Source organism: Paraliomyxa miuraensis, from assembly GCF_026337845.1.
In the GTDB taxonomy this organism is placed as follows: Bacteria; Myxococcota_A; Polyangia; order Nannocystales; family Nannocystaceae; genus Paraliomyxa; species Paraliomyxa miuraensis.
Map to the genome: position 1 here is coordinate 62,896 of NZ_JAOVZF010000159.1, position 16,223 is coordinate 79,118.

The 16,223-nt window shown below is 70.1% G+C and carries 12 protein-coding genes and 1 tRNA gene; 8 read left to right on the top strand and 5 right to left on the bottom strand.

What is annotated here, in order from left to right; genetic code table 11:
• The first annotated feature begins 18 nt into the window (after positions 1–18).
• On the top strand, positions 19–1,335 hold the full coding sequence (argH, locus tag OEB96_RS31580) for an argininosuccinate lyase (RefSeq protein WP_266220534.1): 1,317 nt from the start codon (positions 19–21) through the stop codon (positions 1,333–1,335).
• A gap of 74 nt (positions 1,336–1,409) precedes the next feature.
• Here argH and OEB96_RS31585 read toward each other — a convergent pair whose 3' ends face one another.
• A complete protein-coding gene (locus tag OEB96_RS31585; RefSeq protein ID WP_266220535.1) occupies positions 1,410–2,219 on the bottom strand; it encodes a zinc ribbon domain-containing protein in 810 nt (269 codons plus the stop codon).
• Between the two features lie 26 nt (positions 2,220–2,245).
• Positions 2,246–2,319 (bottom strand) — tRNA-Ile (locus OEB96_RS31590).
• A gap of 516 nt (positions 2,320–2,835) precedes the next feature.
• Here OEB96_RS31590 and OEB96_RS31595 point away from each other — a divergent pair.
• Together OEB96_RS31595 and OEB96_RS31600 are read left to right on the top strand one after the other, a co-directional pair.
• Positions 2,836–4,629, top strand: a complete 1,794-nt coding sequence (locus tag OEB96_RS31595; protein WP_266220536.1) for a mechanosensitive ion channel — start codon at positions 2,836–2,838, stop codon at positions 4,627–4,629.
• A 73-nt stretch (positions 4,630–4,702) separates the two neighbouring features.
• Positions 4,703–5,497, top strand: coding sequence for an NRDE family protein (locus OEB96_RS31600; RefSeq protein ID WP_266220537.1), 795 nt, complete (start codon positions 4,703–4,705; stop codon positions 5,495–5,497).
• On the opposite strand, the gene OEB96_RS31605 is transcribed toward OEB96_RS31600, so the two are convergent.
• Positions 5,466–6,152, bottom strand: coding sequence for a 1-acyl-sn-glycerol-3-phosphate acyltransferase (locus tag OEB96_RS31605; RefSeq protein WP_266220538.1), 687 nt, complete (start codon positions 6,150–6,152; stop codon positions 5,466–5,468). The genes OEB96_RS31600 and OEB96_RS31605 overlap by 32 nt on opposite strands.
• 245 nt (positions 6,153–6,397) lie before the next feature.
• Here OEB96_RS31605 and OEB96_RS31610 point away from each other — a divergent pair, with 245 nt between their 5' ends.
• The 3 genes from OEB96_RS31610 to OEB96_RS31620 all read left to right on the top strand — a co-directional run bounded on the left by OEB96_RS31610 (position 6,398) and on the right by OEB96_RS31620 (position 9,755).
• Positions 6,398–7,891: a sigma 54-interacting transcriptional regulator gene (locus OEB96_RS31610; RefSeq protein ID WP_266220539.1), complete on the top strand. Its 1,494-nt coding sequence runs from the start codon at positions 6,398–6,400 to the stop codon at positions 7,889–7,891.
• Between the two features lie 78 nt (positions 7,892–7,969).
• The gene (locus OEB96_RS31615) at positions 7,970–8,548 is read left to right on the top strand and encodes a thioredoxin family protein (protein ID WP_266220540.1); all 579 of its coding nucleotides are present in this window, start codon (positions 7,970–7,972) and stop codon (positions 8,546–8,548) included.
• A gap of 76 nt (positions 8,549–8,624) precedes the next feature.
• Positions 8,625–9,755: a cupin-like domain-containing protein gene (locus OEB96_RS31620; protein ID WP_266220541.1), complete on the top strand. Its 1,131-nt coding sequence runs from the start codon at positions 8,625–8,627 to the stop codon at positions 9,753–9,755.
• A gap of 21 nt (positions 9,756–9,776) precedes the next feature.
• Here the strand turns inward: OEB96_RS31620 and OEB96_RS31625 are convergent, their stop codons facing one another.
• On the bottom strand, positions 9,777–11,009 hold the full coding sequence (locus OEB96_RS31625; protein WP_266220542.1) for an MFS transporter: 1,233 nt from the start codon (positions 11,007–11,009) through the stop codon (positions 9,777–9,779).
• Between the two features lie 31 nt (positions 11,010–11,040).
• Entirely contained in the window at positions 11,041–12,207 is a 1,167-nt protein-coding gene (locus OEB96_RS31630; protein WP_266220543.1) for a serine/threonine protein kinase, read from the bottom strand.
• Positions 12,208–12,349: 142 nt separating this feature from the next.
• Between OEB96_RS31630 and OEB96_RS31635 the strand changes: the two genes are divergently transcribed.
• Positions 12,350–14,950: an acyl-CoA dehydrogenase family protein gene (locus OEB96_RS31635; RefSeq protein ID WP_266220544.1), complete on the top strand. Its 2,601-nt coding sequence runs from the start codon at positions 12,350–12,352 to the stop codon at positions 14,948–14,950.
• A gap of 7 nt (positions 14,951–14,957) precedes the next feature.
• A complete protein-coding gene (locus OEB96_RS31640) occupies positions 14,958–16,163 on the top strand; it encodes an ATP-grasp domain-containing protein (protein ID WP_266220545.1) in 1,206 nt (401 codons plus the stop codon).
• Positions 16,164–16,223 lie beyond the last annotated feature (60 nt).

Genomic DNA, 16,223 nt, shown 5'->3' on the forward strand with positions numbered 1-16,223 from the left:
CCGAAACGAGCACGAACCATGTCGTCCATCGCCCGTACCGCCGCGACCGGCGGAGATCTCGATCCCGACTTCCTCGCGTGGTCCACCTCGCTGCCCGTGGATCGCCGCTTGCTCGAGGTGGATTGCCGCGGCAGCGTGGCTCACGTGCGCGGCCTCGAGGCGGCGGGGCTGTTGACCGCCGACGAGGCCAAGATCCTCCGCGAGGCGCTCGAGTCGCTGCCCGGCAAGGTGGCCAGCGGCGAGGTGAAGCTGCGCGAGGACGAGGAAGACGTGCACATGGCGGTCGAGGCCTGGCTCGGCACCGCCGTGGGCGAGGTCTCGGCCAAGCTCCACACCGGCCGCAGCCGCAACGACCAGGTGGCGACCGACCTCAAGCTGTGGTGCCGGGACGCGGTCGCCAAGATCGAGGCGGGCATCGACGTCGTGCTGGAGCGCGCGAAGGAGTGGATCGAGCGTCACGGCGACGTGGCGATGCCCAGCTACACCCACCGCCAGGTGGCGATCCCGGTGATGGGCCGGGTGTGGATGGAGGGCGCGCTGTCGATCGGGCTGCGTCGCGATCGTGCGTTGCTGGGGGCGGTTCGGGAGGAGCTGGCGCGCTCACCCCTGGGCGCCGGAGCCATCGGCGGGACCACCCTGCCCATCGACACCTCGGTGACGGCGGCGGCGCTCGACTTCCAGGCCGGGCCCGAGAACCCCATCGACGCGGTGGGGGAGCGCGACCACGCGATCACGCTGCTGTTCGTGTGCACCCGCATCGGCATGCACGTGGCGCGGTTCTCCACCGACGTCATCGAGCTGTCCTCGGATGCCCTGGTCAAGCTCGGCGGTGCGATCGCGGGGGGCTCGTCGATGATGCCCCACAAGCGCAACCCCGATCTGTTCGAACTGCTGCGCGGACAGTCGGCGCTGCGGCGGGGCGAGCTGGTGGCGCTGATGGGCACGTTCCACGGGCTGGGCAGCGGCTATCACCGCGATCTGCAGCAGGACAAGGAGATCGTGTTTCGGGCCGTCGACGGCACCCTCGACGTGCTGCGCATGATGGCGATCGCGCTTGCGCAATTCGAGCCGGTCGAGGACGCATGCCTCGCCGCGCTCGCCAAGGGCGACGCGATCGCGACCGATCTGTGCGAGATGCTGGTGGCCGCGGGCACGCCGTTCCGCGACGCCTACGGCAAGGTGGGGGCGCTGGTGGTCCGGCAGCGCGAGGCCGGCAAGCGCCTGGTCGATCTGACGGCCGACGACCTGGTCGCCCTGGGCCTGGGCGCCGGCGAGCTGGCGCAGCTGAACCTCAAGGAGAGCGCCCGCCGACGCGCGGCTCGCTTCGGGCTGTAGGCGGCCGATTGCCCGCGTGAGCCCAGGAGCCACGCGGGCCTCACCCACGCAGCACGCGAGCGGAAAGGCGGGCGTCAGACCTTCTTGGCGACCCGCTTGGTGGGCGCTTCCTTGGGCTTGGCCTCGCCCTTCTTCTTGGCCTGCTCGGCGGCCACGGCCGCGTCCTTCTCCTCGGGGAAGTGGCCGATCCAGTAGAGCAGGCGGCCGCAGGACTCGCAGGCCAGGATGTCGTCGCCCTGGCGCAGGTGCACGTAGATCTGGTGGGGGACCACCATCTTGCAGGCGCTGCACCGGCGCTCGCGGACGGCCACGAACGCGAGCCCGCCACCCTTGCGGCGGATCCGCTCGTAGGCAGACAGGGTATCGGGCACGATCTGCGAGGTGAGCTTGGTTCGACGCCCGCGCAGCTTCTCGAGCCGGGCGGCGATCTTGCCCTGGGTCTCGAGCAGTCGACCCTTCTCTTCCTCGGCCTGGGACTGGAGGCCGACCAGGCTGTCGTTCATGGCCGCGATGCGCTGCTCGGCTTCGGCCACGCCGGCCTTGATCTTCTCGATCTCCTCCGCCCGCGAGGCCGAGAGCCGGCGGGTGGTCTCGATCTCGCGCTGGGTCGCGGTGAGCTCCCGGGAGGTCTTGACCTGGTTCAGCTTGGCCTTGCTGTTGCGGATGAGCTCTTCCTCGTCCTCGAGCTGCATCTCTTGAGCACGCTGGAAGCCGCGGGTCTGCTCACACTTCTCCCGCTCGGTGTCGAGCATGGCGCGCAGCTTGTCGAGGTCCTCGTCGAGCTCCTTGATTCGTCGGGGTATCAGATCGAGCTTCCGCTCGAGTCGCCCGAGTTGACGATCCTGTTTCTGAAGCTGATGGAGCGCAGCGATCTGCGGATTCATGAGGTGACGCGGGGGTAAAGGAACGGTGGGCCCACCTGGGCTCGAACCAGGGACCAGCCGGTTATGAGCCGGCCGCTCTGACCGACTGAGCTATAGGCCCATGAAAGAGCGTTCGGTGGGCTGGACGATAGGGATAGGGCCGAAGACCGTCAAATCCGCGGTCGACGCAGGTCTACGGATTTTGCGGATCCTGCGCGCTCAGGCCCCCCTGCGGCTCGGTTTTGGCGACTCGTCGCCGGACCCGGGTTCTCGACCGGGCCAGGGGATCGGCCGGAGGGGCGACTTCGCTCTCGCCCGGGGGCAGCCGCGAGACCAGGTGGGCTCCGCCCCCGGCCACCGAGCGGACGGTGATCCAAGGGGAGGTCGACGCGATGTCGTGCGGAACGATGTCATCGACGAGCCACGCTCGAGAACGGTACGGGCACCGCGAGGGCGGCGGGAAGCTGGCACCGCGCGTCGAGCCATTGTGCTACAACGCCGCCCCGCGACGGTGCCCCATTGGGAGCGGCAGCGTTGCTCTCGTGTTCGCTCGTTCTGGTCGCGCTCTCGTTTCCGAGCTCGATTGCTCCTTCTCCCCAACCAACCACTCATGCAACCACTCCAGGAGGGCTCCCCCATGAAGGGTGTTCTGCGCCGCCCATTGGCGCTCGTTTCCATCTCGATTCCTCTGCTCGTGCTGGCCGCGTTCGTGGCCGAGCCGGCTCTCGCGGCCGGGCTCGGACCGGCGGCCGAGGCTGCGCCCGCCGCTCAGGCTCCGGCCTCGGGCGGCAATGACTTCGTCGCCTGGGTCAGCGCGCATCTCTCCGGACCCGCGCTCAAGATCGGCGGTGCGCTGCTGTTCTTCATCGTGGGCTGGGTCGCCGCCAAGTCGCTGTCCTACGGGGTGTTCACGCTGCTGTCCAAGACCGAGCTCGACAACAAGCTCGCGGAGCGGCTGGGCATCAACCTCCTCATCAAGGAGGGGCGCAAGAGCGAGGACGGCGGTGCGCTCGAGCGCTTCATCGCCCAGGTCGTGTACTGGCTGCTGATGCTGCTGGTGCTGGTGGGCGTGCTGCAGATCGCCGGGTTCACCCAGGTGGCCGAGCCGCTCGCGGGCCTGGTGGACACCGTGGTGCAGGCGCTGCCCCGCGTGGCCAAGGCGGGGCTCATCCTGATCGTGGCCTACGTGGCCGGTCGGATCCTCAAGCTGGTGATCAGCGGCTCGCTCGATCGGCTGGGGGTGGACACCCGCTTTGCCCAGCTCACCGAGAGCAAGGAGGACGACGTCGCGGGCAGCCCGGCCAGCTTCTCGCAGGTCACCGGCACCGTGGTGTTCTGGCTGCTCATCGTGTTCGGTCTGGCCGGCGCCCTCGAGGCCCTGGAGATCGAGCCCCTGGCCGCGCCGCTGCGCAACGCCATCGACCGCGTGGTGGGCCTGCTGCCCTCGCTGGGCGTCTCGATCGTGATCGTGGCGGTCGGCTACGCGCTCGGCCGCATCCTGCGGGTGCTGGTCCGCAACGTGCTGCAGGGTCTGGGCTTCGACCGCCTGGTGGCGCGCGTGGGCCTCGAGAAGCTCACGGGCAGCAGCTCGGCCAGCGATCTGATCGGCCTGGCGCTGATGGTGTTCGTGATGCTGCAGGCGACGATCGCCGCGCTCAACGAGCTGGGTCTCGAGACCCTGGCCGGCCCGCTCACCGGCATGGTGGCGCGGTTCTGGAACATGCTGCCCGCGCTGGCGGCCTCGGTGCTCATCGTGGCGGTGGGCGTGTTCGTGGGCGGCTTGCTGCGCAAGCTCGTCGGCGCTGCGCTGCGCAACCTGGGCTTCGACCGCCTGATGGCGCGGCTGGGCTTCGAGAAGATCTCCGATCGCGAGGATCACCTGGGCGAGTTCTCGGAGATGCTGGCGTTCGCCGTGCAGGTGGGCGTGGTGCTGCTGGCGGTGGCGCAGGCCCTCGACAACCTGGCGCTCGACACCTGGTCGACCTACGTCAACAACTTCCTGTCCTACATGCTCAAGAACGTGGCGGTGGCGCTGGCGATCGTGCTGGTCGGCTTCGTCATCGGCGGCTACGTTCGTGACCTCATCGTGGCTCGCCAGCCCGACGAGGCCGAGGGCAGCAAGTGGATCGGCGAGTTCGCGCGCTACGTGGTGCTGGTGTTCGCCTTCACCATGGCGGTGGCGCACCTCGACGTGGCCGAGAACTTCGTGCTGATGACGTTCGGGCTGTTGTTCGGCGCGCTGTGCCTGGCGATGGCCCTGGCCTTTGGCCTGGGCTCGCGCGACGTGGCGGGCGACATCGTCAAGCGCCGCTACGAGGCGGCTCGCAACAAGATGAGCGCGAGCCGGCCCTCCACGGGCGGCTTCGGCAAGAGCCCGATGGGCGGCGTCAAGCCGCCGTCGGCCGGGTCGGGCACGCCGCCGTCGACCTGAGCCCATCCCTCGTGGGATGCTCCGCCGAGCCCGGTCGCCCCATCATCGGCGCCGGGCTCGCTTCGTTCGGCCCATGTGCACCCTCGTCGTCGCCACTCGCGTGTGGGAGTCCGCCTCGCTGGTGGTGGCGGCCAATCGGGACGAGCAGCTCGCCCGTCCCGCCGCGCCTCCGGCCACGTGGGCGCGCGACGACGAGGCGACGATCTTCGCCCCGCGCGACCTCCAGGCCGGTGGGACCTGGCTGGGGATCCGCGGGGTGGAGTCGTCGGGGGCGACCTCGAAGATCCTGTTCGTGGGCATCACCAATCGCTTCCGTGGCCGGGTCGACGCGCCGGGTCCTCGCTCGCGCGGAGAGCTGGTGCTCGATGCCCTCGCCGAGGGCGACGTGGAGCGAGCCGCAGAGCGGATCGCCGGGCTCGATCCCTCGCTGCACAATCCCTTCCACCTGGTGATCGCCGATCGCGAAGCGGCCCACCTGGTGTGGAACGATGGGGCGCGACATCACCACGAGGTGCTCGCGCCCGGGCTGCACGTGATCAGCGAGCGCAGCCGCGGGGCGGCACCGACCACCCGCGATGCGCTGCTGCAGCGGCGGCTACGGGGCTGGGTGGACGACGGCGAGCCGAGCCTCGACGACTGGCGGAGGCTGCTGTCCGAGCACGCGACCGACCCGCTCGAGGGGTCCTGCGTGCACGCCGACGATCGCGGCTACGGCACGCGATCCTCGACGGTGGTGCGGCTGCCCGCGGGGGGCCTCGCGTTCTTCCACGCCGACGGGCGGCCATGCGTGACGGCCTACGAGGACCTGTCGGCCGAGGCGCTGGCGGGGTTCGGGCTCACGCCGGCTGAGGTCCGAGCAGCTCGCTGACGCGGGCTCGAAGGTCGTTGGCCTCGACCTCGTGCGGGGCGATGGGCTCGCCGCAGCGCAGCTCGAGGCGGGCCCGGAAGCGACGCGGGCGCTTGCGCATCGCGGGACCGTCCTTGCGGCTGAAGAAGCTGCCCCACAGGCCGCGCAGCGCCATGGGGATCACGGGGACTGGAGTGCGGGCCACGATCTGGTCGATGCCTCGGCGGAATTCGTTCATGTGGCCGGTGTGGGTGATCTTGCCCTCGGGGAAGATGCACAGCAGCTCTCCGCGCTCGAGCGCGGCGGCGATCGAGTCGAGGGCACGCTCGAGCGCCACGGGATCCTCGTGCCGGGGGGCGATGGGGATGGTGCCCATCAGGCGGAAGAACCAGTGCAGCGCGGGGCTGCGAAAGATCCGATGGTCCATCACGAAGCGGATCGAGCGGCGCGAGGCCACGCCGAGCAGCAGGGGATCGATGAAGCTGATGTGGTTGCACACCAGCACCGCGGGACCGTGCAGCGGCAGATGATGCAGGCCGTGGGCGCGGAAGCGGTAGGCCACGCGGATCCACGCGGTGATGAGCAGCCGACAAAGGCCCTCGAGCAGCTGCGCGAGGCGAGGCGAGGGGCAGGGGGCGGGGTCGAGCGGGCGAGGCGAGAGGGCTGCGTCCGGCATGGCCCCTCGCCAGGAGCAGCAGACGTGCCGCGGCGGGGGAGGAGCGAAGACTCGTGGAATGGCAGGGGGTTGGCGGCATGGCTCGCGCCTTACGCGCACATCATGTGTTCATCCCATGAACGGCCGATGTACATGGAGTGCACACTGCGTCCCGAACCATCGAGAGCGCCAAGACGCCCGGCGCGCCCACGGTGTTGGGGCCTTCTCGGACAGCGCGCGGCAGGGCTCCTGTACATTGGATGCACATGAAGCTCCCACGCGCCGAGGACCGGGCGTTCTTCGAGCGGGTGTCGGCGGCGGTGTTCTCCAATCCCTTCGGGCCGCAGCGACACGCGATCGATCTGCAGCTGGCCGAGATTGCCGGGGCCAAGCCGTCGGCGGTGGGACGCGAGGCGTTGCTCTCGCGCGTGGTCGGACGGGTCGACGAGCGGCTGCACGCGCTGGCCGAGGGCGGCTCGCTGCGGCTGGCGGCGTGGTCGGAGACCGAGCGACCGCTGGTGGAGCAGGCGCTGTTGTTCTCGTGCTTCCACCGCTTTGCCGACGAGATCGACGTGCACGTCGCGGAGCAGATCACCGCGGGTGCCCGACCGGTCCCGGCCGGGTTCGCGCCCACGCTCCTGCGCGAGCTGGTCCACCACGGGATGCCCCGGCCCCAGGCCACGCGCATGGTCGCGGTGCTGTTCCAGATGCGGCGGGCGTTCACCTTCATCGATCGCACGCTCACGGGCGGCAGCCCCTGCATGCGAGCGCTGCGGCAGGCGCTGTGGAGCAACGTGTTCACCCACGACGTGGGCCGCTACGACCGCTGGCTGTGGAGCCGCATGGAGGACTTCTCGACGATCCTGCTGGGGGGCACCGGGACGGGGAAGGGCACGGCGGCGGCGGCGATCGGGCGCGCGGGGTTCATCCCGTTCGATGCGCGCAAGGGCTGCTTCGTGGAGAGCTTCACCGAGGCGTTCGTGGCGGTGAACCTCTCGCAGTACCCCAAGGGGCTCATCGAGTCGGAGCTGTTCGGACACGTCAAGGGGGCGTTCACCGGGGCGATCGAGCGCTACGACGGCGCGCTCTCGCGGTGCAGCCCGCACGGGGCGATCTTCCTCGACGAGATCGGCGAGGCCGAGACCACGGTGCAGATCAAGCTGCTGCGGGTGCTGCAGGAGCGGGAGCTGGTCCCGGTGGGCAGCCACCAGGCGCAGCGCTTCTCGGGTCGGGTGATCGCGGCCACCAACCGCGACCTCGACGAGCTGCGCCGCAGCGGTCGCATGCGCGACGACTTCTACTACCGGCTGTGCTCGGACGTGATCGAGGTGCCGAGCCTGCGGCAGCGGCTGCGCGAGGATCCGGACGAGCTGCCGCGGCTGCTCGAGGCGGTGCTCGAGCGCATGCTGGGCGAGCCCGCGCCGACGCTGGTGGACGAGGTGGTGGCGGTGATCGGGCGCGAGCTGCCGCGTGACTACCCCTGGCCGGGCAACGTGCGAGAGCTCGAGCAGTGCGTGCGTCGAGTGCTGATCACGCAGCGTTACACCGGTGATCGGACGGTGCGGGTGGCCGCCGGGGCGCGCGAGCGGCTGCGGCGGGCGATCGACGGCGAGGAGCTGTCGGCGCGGGAGCTGCTGCGGGACTACTGCCGGATGCTCTACGAGCGCCACGGGACCTACGAGGAGGTGGCACGCAGGACCGGGCTCGATCGGCGGACCGTCAAGCGGCACGTGGACGAGGCGGGGCCGGCGGGCGCGTGATCCGGTGAGCCGGCACGGCCGTCGATGGCGTGGTCGGGGCTTGGCGCCCGCCCGTCATGCTCTATACTCGCGGACGCCATGGTGATGACGCCTTCGCAGATGCTCTCGCTGGGGACCGAGGCCCCCTCGTTTCGCTTGCCCGATCCCTCCGGGCAGATGGTCTCGCTCGATGATCAGCCCGAGGCGAAGGCCTACCTCGTGGTGTTCATGTGCAACCACTGCCCGTTCGTCAAGCACATCCGCGAGGAGCTGGCCGCGCTGTCGCGCGAGCTGCCCGAGCGCGGGGTGATGATGGTCGGGATCAACAGCAACGACTTCGACAAGTATCCCGACGACAGTCCCTCGCGGATGGCGGACGAGGCGGAGAGCTACGGGTATCGGTTCCCGTACCTGGTGGACGAGAGCCAGGACGTGGCCAAGGCGTTTCGGGCCGCGTGCACGCCCGACTTCTTCCTGTTCGACGGGGAGCGCAAGCTGGTGTACCGCGGTCAGCTCGACGAGAGCCGACCGAGCAACGGCAAGCCGGTCACGGGCAAGGACCTGCGGGCGGCGATCGGCGCGGTGCTCGAGGGGCGCGAGGTGTCGGAGGAGCAGATGCCGAGCATCGGGTGCAACATCAAGTGGCGGGATGGCAACGCGCCCGAGTGGTTCGGGTAGCCACACCGCGACCCCGAACACGCCGCTCACTGCGGCGTCGAGCGCGAGTCGGCCGTCTCCTTGCTACGCTTGCTGCGTGGGGACCCTGCTCCAGGCTGCGCTCACTCCTGCCCTCGCGTGGTTGTACGGCCGCTCGCGCGCGCAGCCGCGAGCACTGCCGGAGGTGCGGGGCCTGTCGCCAGGTCGTTTCCGGGAGAGCTTCTACGACCACGAGGTCCCGGTGGTCCTGCGCGGCCATGCACGTGACTGGCCCGCCGTCGAGAAGTGGGATGCCGAGTACCTGGCCGAACACGCGCACGGCCAGGTCTCGGTGGCGTGCTCGGCCTCGTCGGCGATCCAGACCGGCAGCGCGCACTTCGTGTCGATGGGGGCGACCGATGCCGTGCGGCTCGTCCTGGGCGAGCCCGGGCACGCCGCAGGCGCGGGCTACTACTACATCAAGAACCACAGCCTGCTCCGCGGGGCGTTCGCGTCGGTCTTTGCCGACCTGCGGCGCTGTACGCTGGTTCCGGACGAGGTCGTCCAGCTCACGCCTCACGATCTGGAGCAGCCTCGTCCCGCGTCGTCCACGTCGCCCAGCCTGTGGATCGGGCAGCCGCACGTCTCCACGCCGCTGCACTACGACCCCTGGCCCAACGTCATCGTGCAGATCCGCGGCACCAAGACGGTGACGCTCGCGTCCCCTCGCTCGTCGAGTCACCTCTACCCACGCGACCCTCGGCGAGGCTCGTACTGGTACAGCGAGCTGGGCGATCTGCGTGGCGTGAGCTGGTCCGAGTTCCCCAAGGCCCGCGGTGTGGCGTTCTTCGAGACCACGCTCGAGCCGGGGGATGTGCTGTTCGTTCCCGCCGGCTGGTGGCACCAGGTCGAGAACCGCGTGCCTGCGATCTCGGTCAACTACTTCTGCCCCGCACCCTCGATGCTGCGCCGATGGACCAACCCCAACACGGCCCACTACGCGATCGGGCAGTGGTTCGAGGTCGCTCACTACATCCGCTTCTTGCGCTCGGGCGGCATCGACGAGCAGGCAGTGGCCAACTACCAGGCGCGCATCAACGGTCGGAACCTCGCCCATCAACGGCAGTGGTTCGACGACAAGAAGCGAAACGGCACGATTCTCGACAAGTGGCTGCTGTCCAAGTATCCCGACTTCGAGTCCACGCCGTTCTACCAGACACGGTACCGCGACGGGATCCCGCCCGCGTGAGGCGCGACGAGGCCCTCACCATCAGCTCGAGAGCACGCTCGGCGGCAGCCGGTGCCTGACCGAGGCGAGCAACGGCACCAGCACCACCATGAGGGCGGCGAGCGAGAGCCACAGCACCCGGCTGCCCAGCCCCAGGAGCATGGTGAACAGCAGCGGGCCCATCGTGTCGGCCAGCCCGAACGTGGTCTGGTAGACGGCGCTGTAGCGTCCCTTCATCCCCTCGGGAGCCACCTCGTTGGCTGCGGCCAGCATGAGGGGATTGGAGATGCCCTCGCCGATGGCGCCCACGATCACGCCGGACAGGACCACGACGATGAGCGGCACGCCGTCGAAGAGGTCCGCGGCGGTCAGCAGCAGCAGCGCGGCGAGGTAGCAGGGGATCGAGTACCGCAGCAGCATGCGCGAGCGCGAGCTCCGTGCCGCGAGCATCACGGCCGGGCGCTGCGCGAGGAACAGCACCACGTTGCCGACCACGATGGAGCCGCCGGCCAGCCACTCTGGTCCGTGCCAGAAGTCGACGATGACCAGCGGCAGCACGACCACGAACGAACTCTGCACCAGGATGAACACGGCCAGGCACAGGCAGAGCTGCAGGTACGCGGTGTCGCGCCACACCGAGGTCCGGGGACCCGCGGCGGGCTCGTCGGTCTCGGCCGGGGCGGGCGCGGCGGGCCGACCGAAGCGGCGCACTCCGATCACCAGGAGCAGCGCGGCCACGCCGAAGCTCGCCGCGTTGGCCCAGGCAATGGCGTGCAGTCCGGCGACGCTGTCGGCGAAGAAGCCCGCCGCGGCCGCGCCGAGGCCCACTCCGCCGATCCTCAGCATGTTGTTGGTGGCCAGGAACTGGTCGACCGCGCGGCCGCGCACCAGGGTGCTCACGAACGGCGTGCTCGCAGTCCAGTACAGTCGGCTGGCCGAGGCGGTCACGAACGCCAGCACGCCCAGCTCGGGGATCGTCTGCACGAGGGGATAGAGCGCGAAGGTGCCCACGCGGACGATGTTGCTCAGGAGCACCAGTCGGCCGGGGCCGTAGCGGTCGACCAGCCCGCCGCCGAGCTGTCCCACCACCAGCGCGAGCAGGCTGGCGGTGGAGAGCGCGGCGCCGCAGGCCACCATGGGCAGCTCTTGCGCACGCGTGAAGAAGATCAGGCTGAAGGGGAGCCACAGCCCGCTGCCCACCGAGTCGATGAACAGGGCCACGAACACCACGGGGATGCTCGGAGAACCGGAAGTCCTCGGCTCACCATCGGTCACGGGTGCATGGGTGCACGCACGAGTCGTCGTGTCAAGCGCCGGGAGCCTGGTGGTGGCGGAGGTGGGGAAAGTAATCCTCGCACCCTCCCTCGCGGCGGACGTCCCAGGTCGCGCAGTGCAGCGAGCCGCCGAACTCGTAGACGCTCCTGAATGGCACGGTGAGCACCTCGAAGCCGAGTGAGTCGAGCAGCTCGTGCAAGGGCTCCTCGTGGTGCTCGCAGACGACGGTGGTGGGTGAGAGGCTCAAGACGTTCATGGCCAGCCACTTGGACGACTGGCAGTGGAGCGGCATGTCGCGCTCGTCGAGCACCGGCTGCGGCGCGTCCACGAGCTGCCAGTCGCCGTCGCGGAACATCCTGGCCTCTTGCTCGTGCAGCGGACGCTCGGGATTGGTGAGCACCAGCCCCGGGCGCAAGGGCACGAACGTGCAGTCGATGTGCGAGGGGAAGCGGTCGAGTGGGAAGTGCACCGGGTGCACTCGCAGGCCTCGCGGCTCGAGGTGCCGCGCGAGCCATCGGATCCCTGCGCGGTTGGTGGTCATGGACTCCTGCACCAGGATGTCACGCCCCAGCCGAGCGATGTCGGCGGCGTCGAAGACCACCTCGTCCTGCGAGATGCAGAACTCGAACGAGTGCATGGCCTCGTATCGCTGGGACATCGACCACTCCCAGAACTCGGTGCGGTACATCGAGTCGGCCATGGTGGGCTTGGGAGCCACGGTCCAGCGCGCGTTCGGATCCTCGCTCCAGTATCCCTGGACCAGCCGGCGGTAGCACAGGTGCTCGAAGTACCGCGCGCGACGAGACATGGTGGCCTCGATGATCTCGTTGCCGATGGTGATGAGCACGTCGCGTGGACACGTGGCGCAGTACTGGCTGTCGACCTCGAACGTCGGTGTTCGGAGGGGGCGGGAGAACTCGTAGGGGTCGGGGCGTCGCACCACGATGCCTCGCGACTCGAGCAGCGCGACGAGGCCCTCGAGCTCGTGGTTGGCGCGCTCGATGGTGTCGAGCGGCTTGGGCCCGCTTGGGAAGGGCGGAGCGGGCTGCCCCGGTCGCGCTCGGACCTGCGGGCGATGACCGGGCTCCGTGGGTTCGTAGGCCGCATGGTCGGCGGAGCCGACCACGATCTCTTGCAGAGGATCCCACTCGTTCCAGGAATTGACGAGCTGCGGGGGCGATGCCGACACCTCGCGCATTTACACATGTTCTGAAGCACCGGTCCACCGAGCGACGGGTCGATCCCGGTCGCAGGCTCGGAGCATCGATGACGGATGCCGCGTCGAGACCGGTGGGTGCCGTCCAGTGTCGTGAGGGCGGCCGTGCTAGACTCGTGCCGCCTTGGACACCCTACTGGGCGAGTTGGCGGACGAAGTCCGTGCACTGTGGCGAGGGCGGTACGTGGTCCTGGCCGAGAACCTCGACGGCGCGGCGCGTTCGCTGGTGGCCGAGGTCTCGTCCTCGGGAGGCACCGTGCTCGGCATGGTGGTCGCCAACCATCCTGCGCCCGCGCCCGCGCCCGCGCCCGCGCTCGGGCAGCCGCGGGCGCCCGAGGGCGGCGAGGTGCTCGCGCTCGGCGAGCAGGGCGAGCGGGTGACGCGGGCGGGATTCGCCCGAGCGCTCGAGGCCGCGCCGCCGCGGCTCTCACGGTGGTTGGATGAGGTCGACCCGGAGCGCACGGCGGCCCTCGTCGCCACCAACTTCATCGAGCTGCCCCGCATCGCGGATCGTCGAGTGGTCGGTGCTCGGCCGCCGCGGTGGGCCGCGTTCGAGGACAAGACCACCATCGACGAGATCTTTGCGCGCGTCGCTGTTGGTACGCCGAAGAGCACGATCCTCTCGGCCCGGGATCCCGACGTCGGTCGCTGGGTACGCGAGCTGTGCTCCGAGCTCGGCTGCGTGCTCGCCCTGGACTCCAGCACCGACTACCGCGGCGACTCGCACGGCTTGCGGTGGCTCGGGCCGAAGGCCGAGGGACTCGACGAGATCTCTCGCTGGGCCGGCGAGCACGCCGACCGGATCCGCCTGTCGCGGTTCCACGAGGGGGTGCCGTGCAGCGTGCTGGGCATGGTCGCGAGCACCGGCGTCGCGGTCTTCGATCCGATCGAGATCGTGACCCTGCGCATCGAGGCCTCACGGAGGCTCGTGTTCGTCGGCTCGTCGACGTCGTGGCGGCCCCCCGCGGCCATGGCCGAGGAGATTCGCGAGGCGGGGCGTCGCGTGGGCCAGGAACTCGCGCGCTCGGCGGGCTATCGGGGCTTCTTCAGCGTGGACGGAATCGCCGCGGCCGACGGCTTCGTGGCCACGGAGGTCAACCCGCGGCTGGCATCTGGGCTTGGATTGCGGGCCTTCGCCCCCGCGTTCCCCATCTACTTGCTCGCTCGCTCGCTCCAGGATCCCGAGGATCCGCTGCGCTCGCTCGACGTGGCGGCGTTCGAAGACGTGGTGCGACGGGGGGTCCGTGGCGCGCCGTCGTTCTCCTTGCGCTTGCGCGTGACTGCACCGCTGCGCGCGAGCATGGAGGCCGAAGGCCGGGGCACCACGTCGCGAGCGCTGGCCTCCGGTGCGGAGTACCGCATCGTGAACGACACGGTCGAGATCGTCTCGCTCCCGGCCAGGGGCCCGCAGGAGATCGTGGGTCCCGCGGTGGCCGAACTCGCACGCGCGCTCGGATGGGAGGGCATTGGCTGCTATCGGGTCGTCGACCCGTCGGGTCGAGCCGGGTCCGATCCGTTCGCACTCGAGCCCCGCACCGAGGCCGGGCGCAGGGCCGTGGCCCTGGTTCGATCGCTGGCGCCGCGGCTTGGCGAGCTCGCGGTGGAGCACGACGCCTCCGGCGAGTTTGCCCGACCGAGCGTGGAGCTGCTGTCCCGCGAGGGCGTGCTCGCGATCTGTGCGCCGGTGTCGATGGGGGGCATGGGCGTGTCGTCGCTCTACGACATCTGCGTGGTGCTCGTGGAGCTCGGCCGCATCGATGGCTCGCTCGCGGTGGCGATGTCGATGCACCTGGCGCTCACCGGCTATTACGCGCGCATCGTTCGTACCGCGCCGCCCGAGCGCCCGCCGCTGCTGCAGCGCGAGTGGCTGGCTCGGGTGGGGCGCCGCGCCATGCTCGTCAGCTCCGCGGTCGCGGAGCCGGGGCGGGAGTCGTGGCGCGTCATGACCACCGCCTGCAAGGTCGAGGGCGGATGGTCGATCTCCGGGGAGAAGATCCTGGTGTCCGCGTCGCCAGCCGCCACGCACTTCTACACGCGCCTGCGCGCGGAGACACCCGAGGGCTCGTACGTCATGGCGAGCGCGATGATCCCGGCTCACGCCCCCGGCGTGACCGTGTGCGACGACTGGCAGGGCATGGGGCTTCGCGGCTCGGGGAGCGGCCGGGTGCGGTTCGAGAACGTGCGGATCGAGGACGCGGAGCTGCGCCTGGGCGGCGTGTGGGGCGTGGTCGACCGCAGCGATTTCGAGGGACGCGCCGCGGCCTCGATCCCGATCGTCGCCACCTATCTCGGCATGGCCGAGGCTGCCCACGACCTGGCGGTCGCAGAGGCCAGGCGCACCGGGGACGGGCCCGCGTCGGAGGACCTGCCCATCGCAGCCCAGCACCAGCTCGCCGAGATCTTCATCGCCATGGCCGAGGCACGCTCGGTGATGCACTGCGCCATGAACGAGATCGACGCGGCGTTTCGGACGACCGCACCGCGGACCCTCGATCCCGAGGCCGGTCGCGGCCTGGTGCGCGCATCCCTCATCGCCTCGCTGGTCGTGGAGCGTACGGCCGCCAAGGTCGTGGACGCAGCGATGCGCGTGGTGGGCAGCCGGAGCTACGGCGCGAGCTCGGTGCTCGCTCGCATCTATCGCGACATCAAGGCCGCCACGTTCATGAAGCCGTACTCGCTCAGTCGGCGCTACGTCGAGTTCCTCACCCGAGGTGACCTCCACTAGCGGAGCGATGGTGCACGGAGTCATCGTCAACCGCCGTCCGCTGCTGGGCCGACTCGCCGACTGGATTGCGCAGAGCGGGGCCACGGTGTCGGTCATCGTCGCGCGCTCGTCGGTGACCTCCGAGCACGAGCTGTCGATCTTGCGATCGCGGTGTCGCGAGCTCGTCGTGGTCGACGACTACGACGCGCCGAGCGTGGAGCCGCTCATCCTTCGCACCTGCGCCAGCACGGGCGCGAGCGTGCTGATCTCGACCACCGAGACCGACGTGATCCGCTGCGCGCGGGTGCGCGAGGCGCTGGGGATCTCGGGCCAGAGCATGGCCAGCGCGCTGGCGTATCGCGACAAGCTGGTGATGAAATCGCTGGCCGCGGCGGCGGGCTGCGCCGTGGTGCCGGCGGCGTGCGGCAGCGATGCGGCTGCGCTCGAGGCCCTGGTCCGGGAGGGCCGACCGCTGGTGCTCAAGCCCCGGCGCGGCGTGGCGTCCAAGGGCATTGCGCGGTTCGAGCAGCCCGAGCGCGTGCTCGAGGCGATCGAGCCCAGCATGGCCGATGACGTCTTGGTGGAGCCGTTCGTTCACGCCGCCATGGCCCACGTGGATGGGCTGATGCTCGACGGCGCGCTCTACCACGCGTGGCCGTCGCGATACCTGTACCCGCAGTGGCAGACTCGGCACCTGGGCAAGCCGAGCATCAGCGGGCAGATGTCGCCCGACGATCCGCTGCTGCCCCCGCTGCTCGATGCCACCGCGAGCGTGATCGCCTCGCTGCCCGCGGTGGCCGGCCTGAGCGCATTCCATGCCGAGTACTTCATTGGCCCGTCCGGCGTCACACTGTGCGAGATCGCGTCGCGGGCCGGGGGAGCGGGGATCGCCGAGAGCTACGAGGCGAGCTTTGGCACGAGCCTGTACGGCGCACCGGTCGTACAGCAGCTGACGGGCGGCGCGCTGCCGCCGTGCGCGAGCGTTCCGCCCGGCACGCGTCACGGCTGGGCCTGGTTGCTGCCGCGTGCGGGCACCCTCGTACGCGCGCCCCGCTCGTGCGCGCTGCCCGGGGTGGTCGAGTTCCGCTCGACCATGCGCGCAGGAGACACGTTCACCGCGCCCCACCCCGAAACCCAGCCGGTGATGGAGATCGTGTTCGACATCGAAGGACCGGTGCTCGAGCGGCTGCACGCGTTCGATGCGTGGTGGCACGAGCACATCGAGTGGGCATGACGGATGCCCGGAGAGACGAGCCCTGATGACGCAAGCAGCCAATCGCAGCGACTCCGCCCT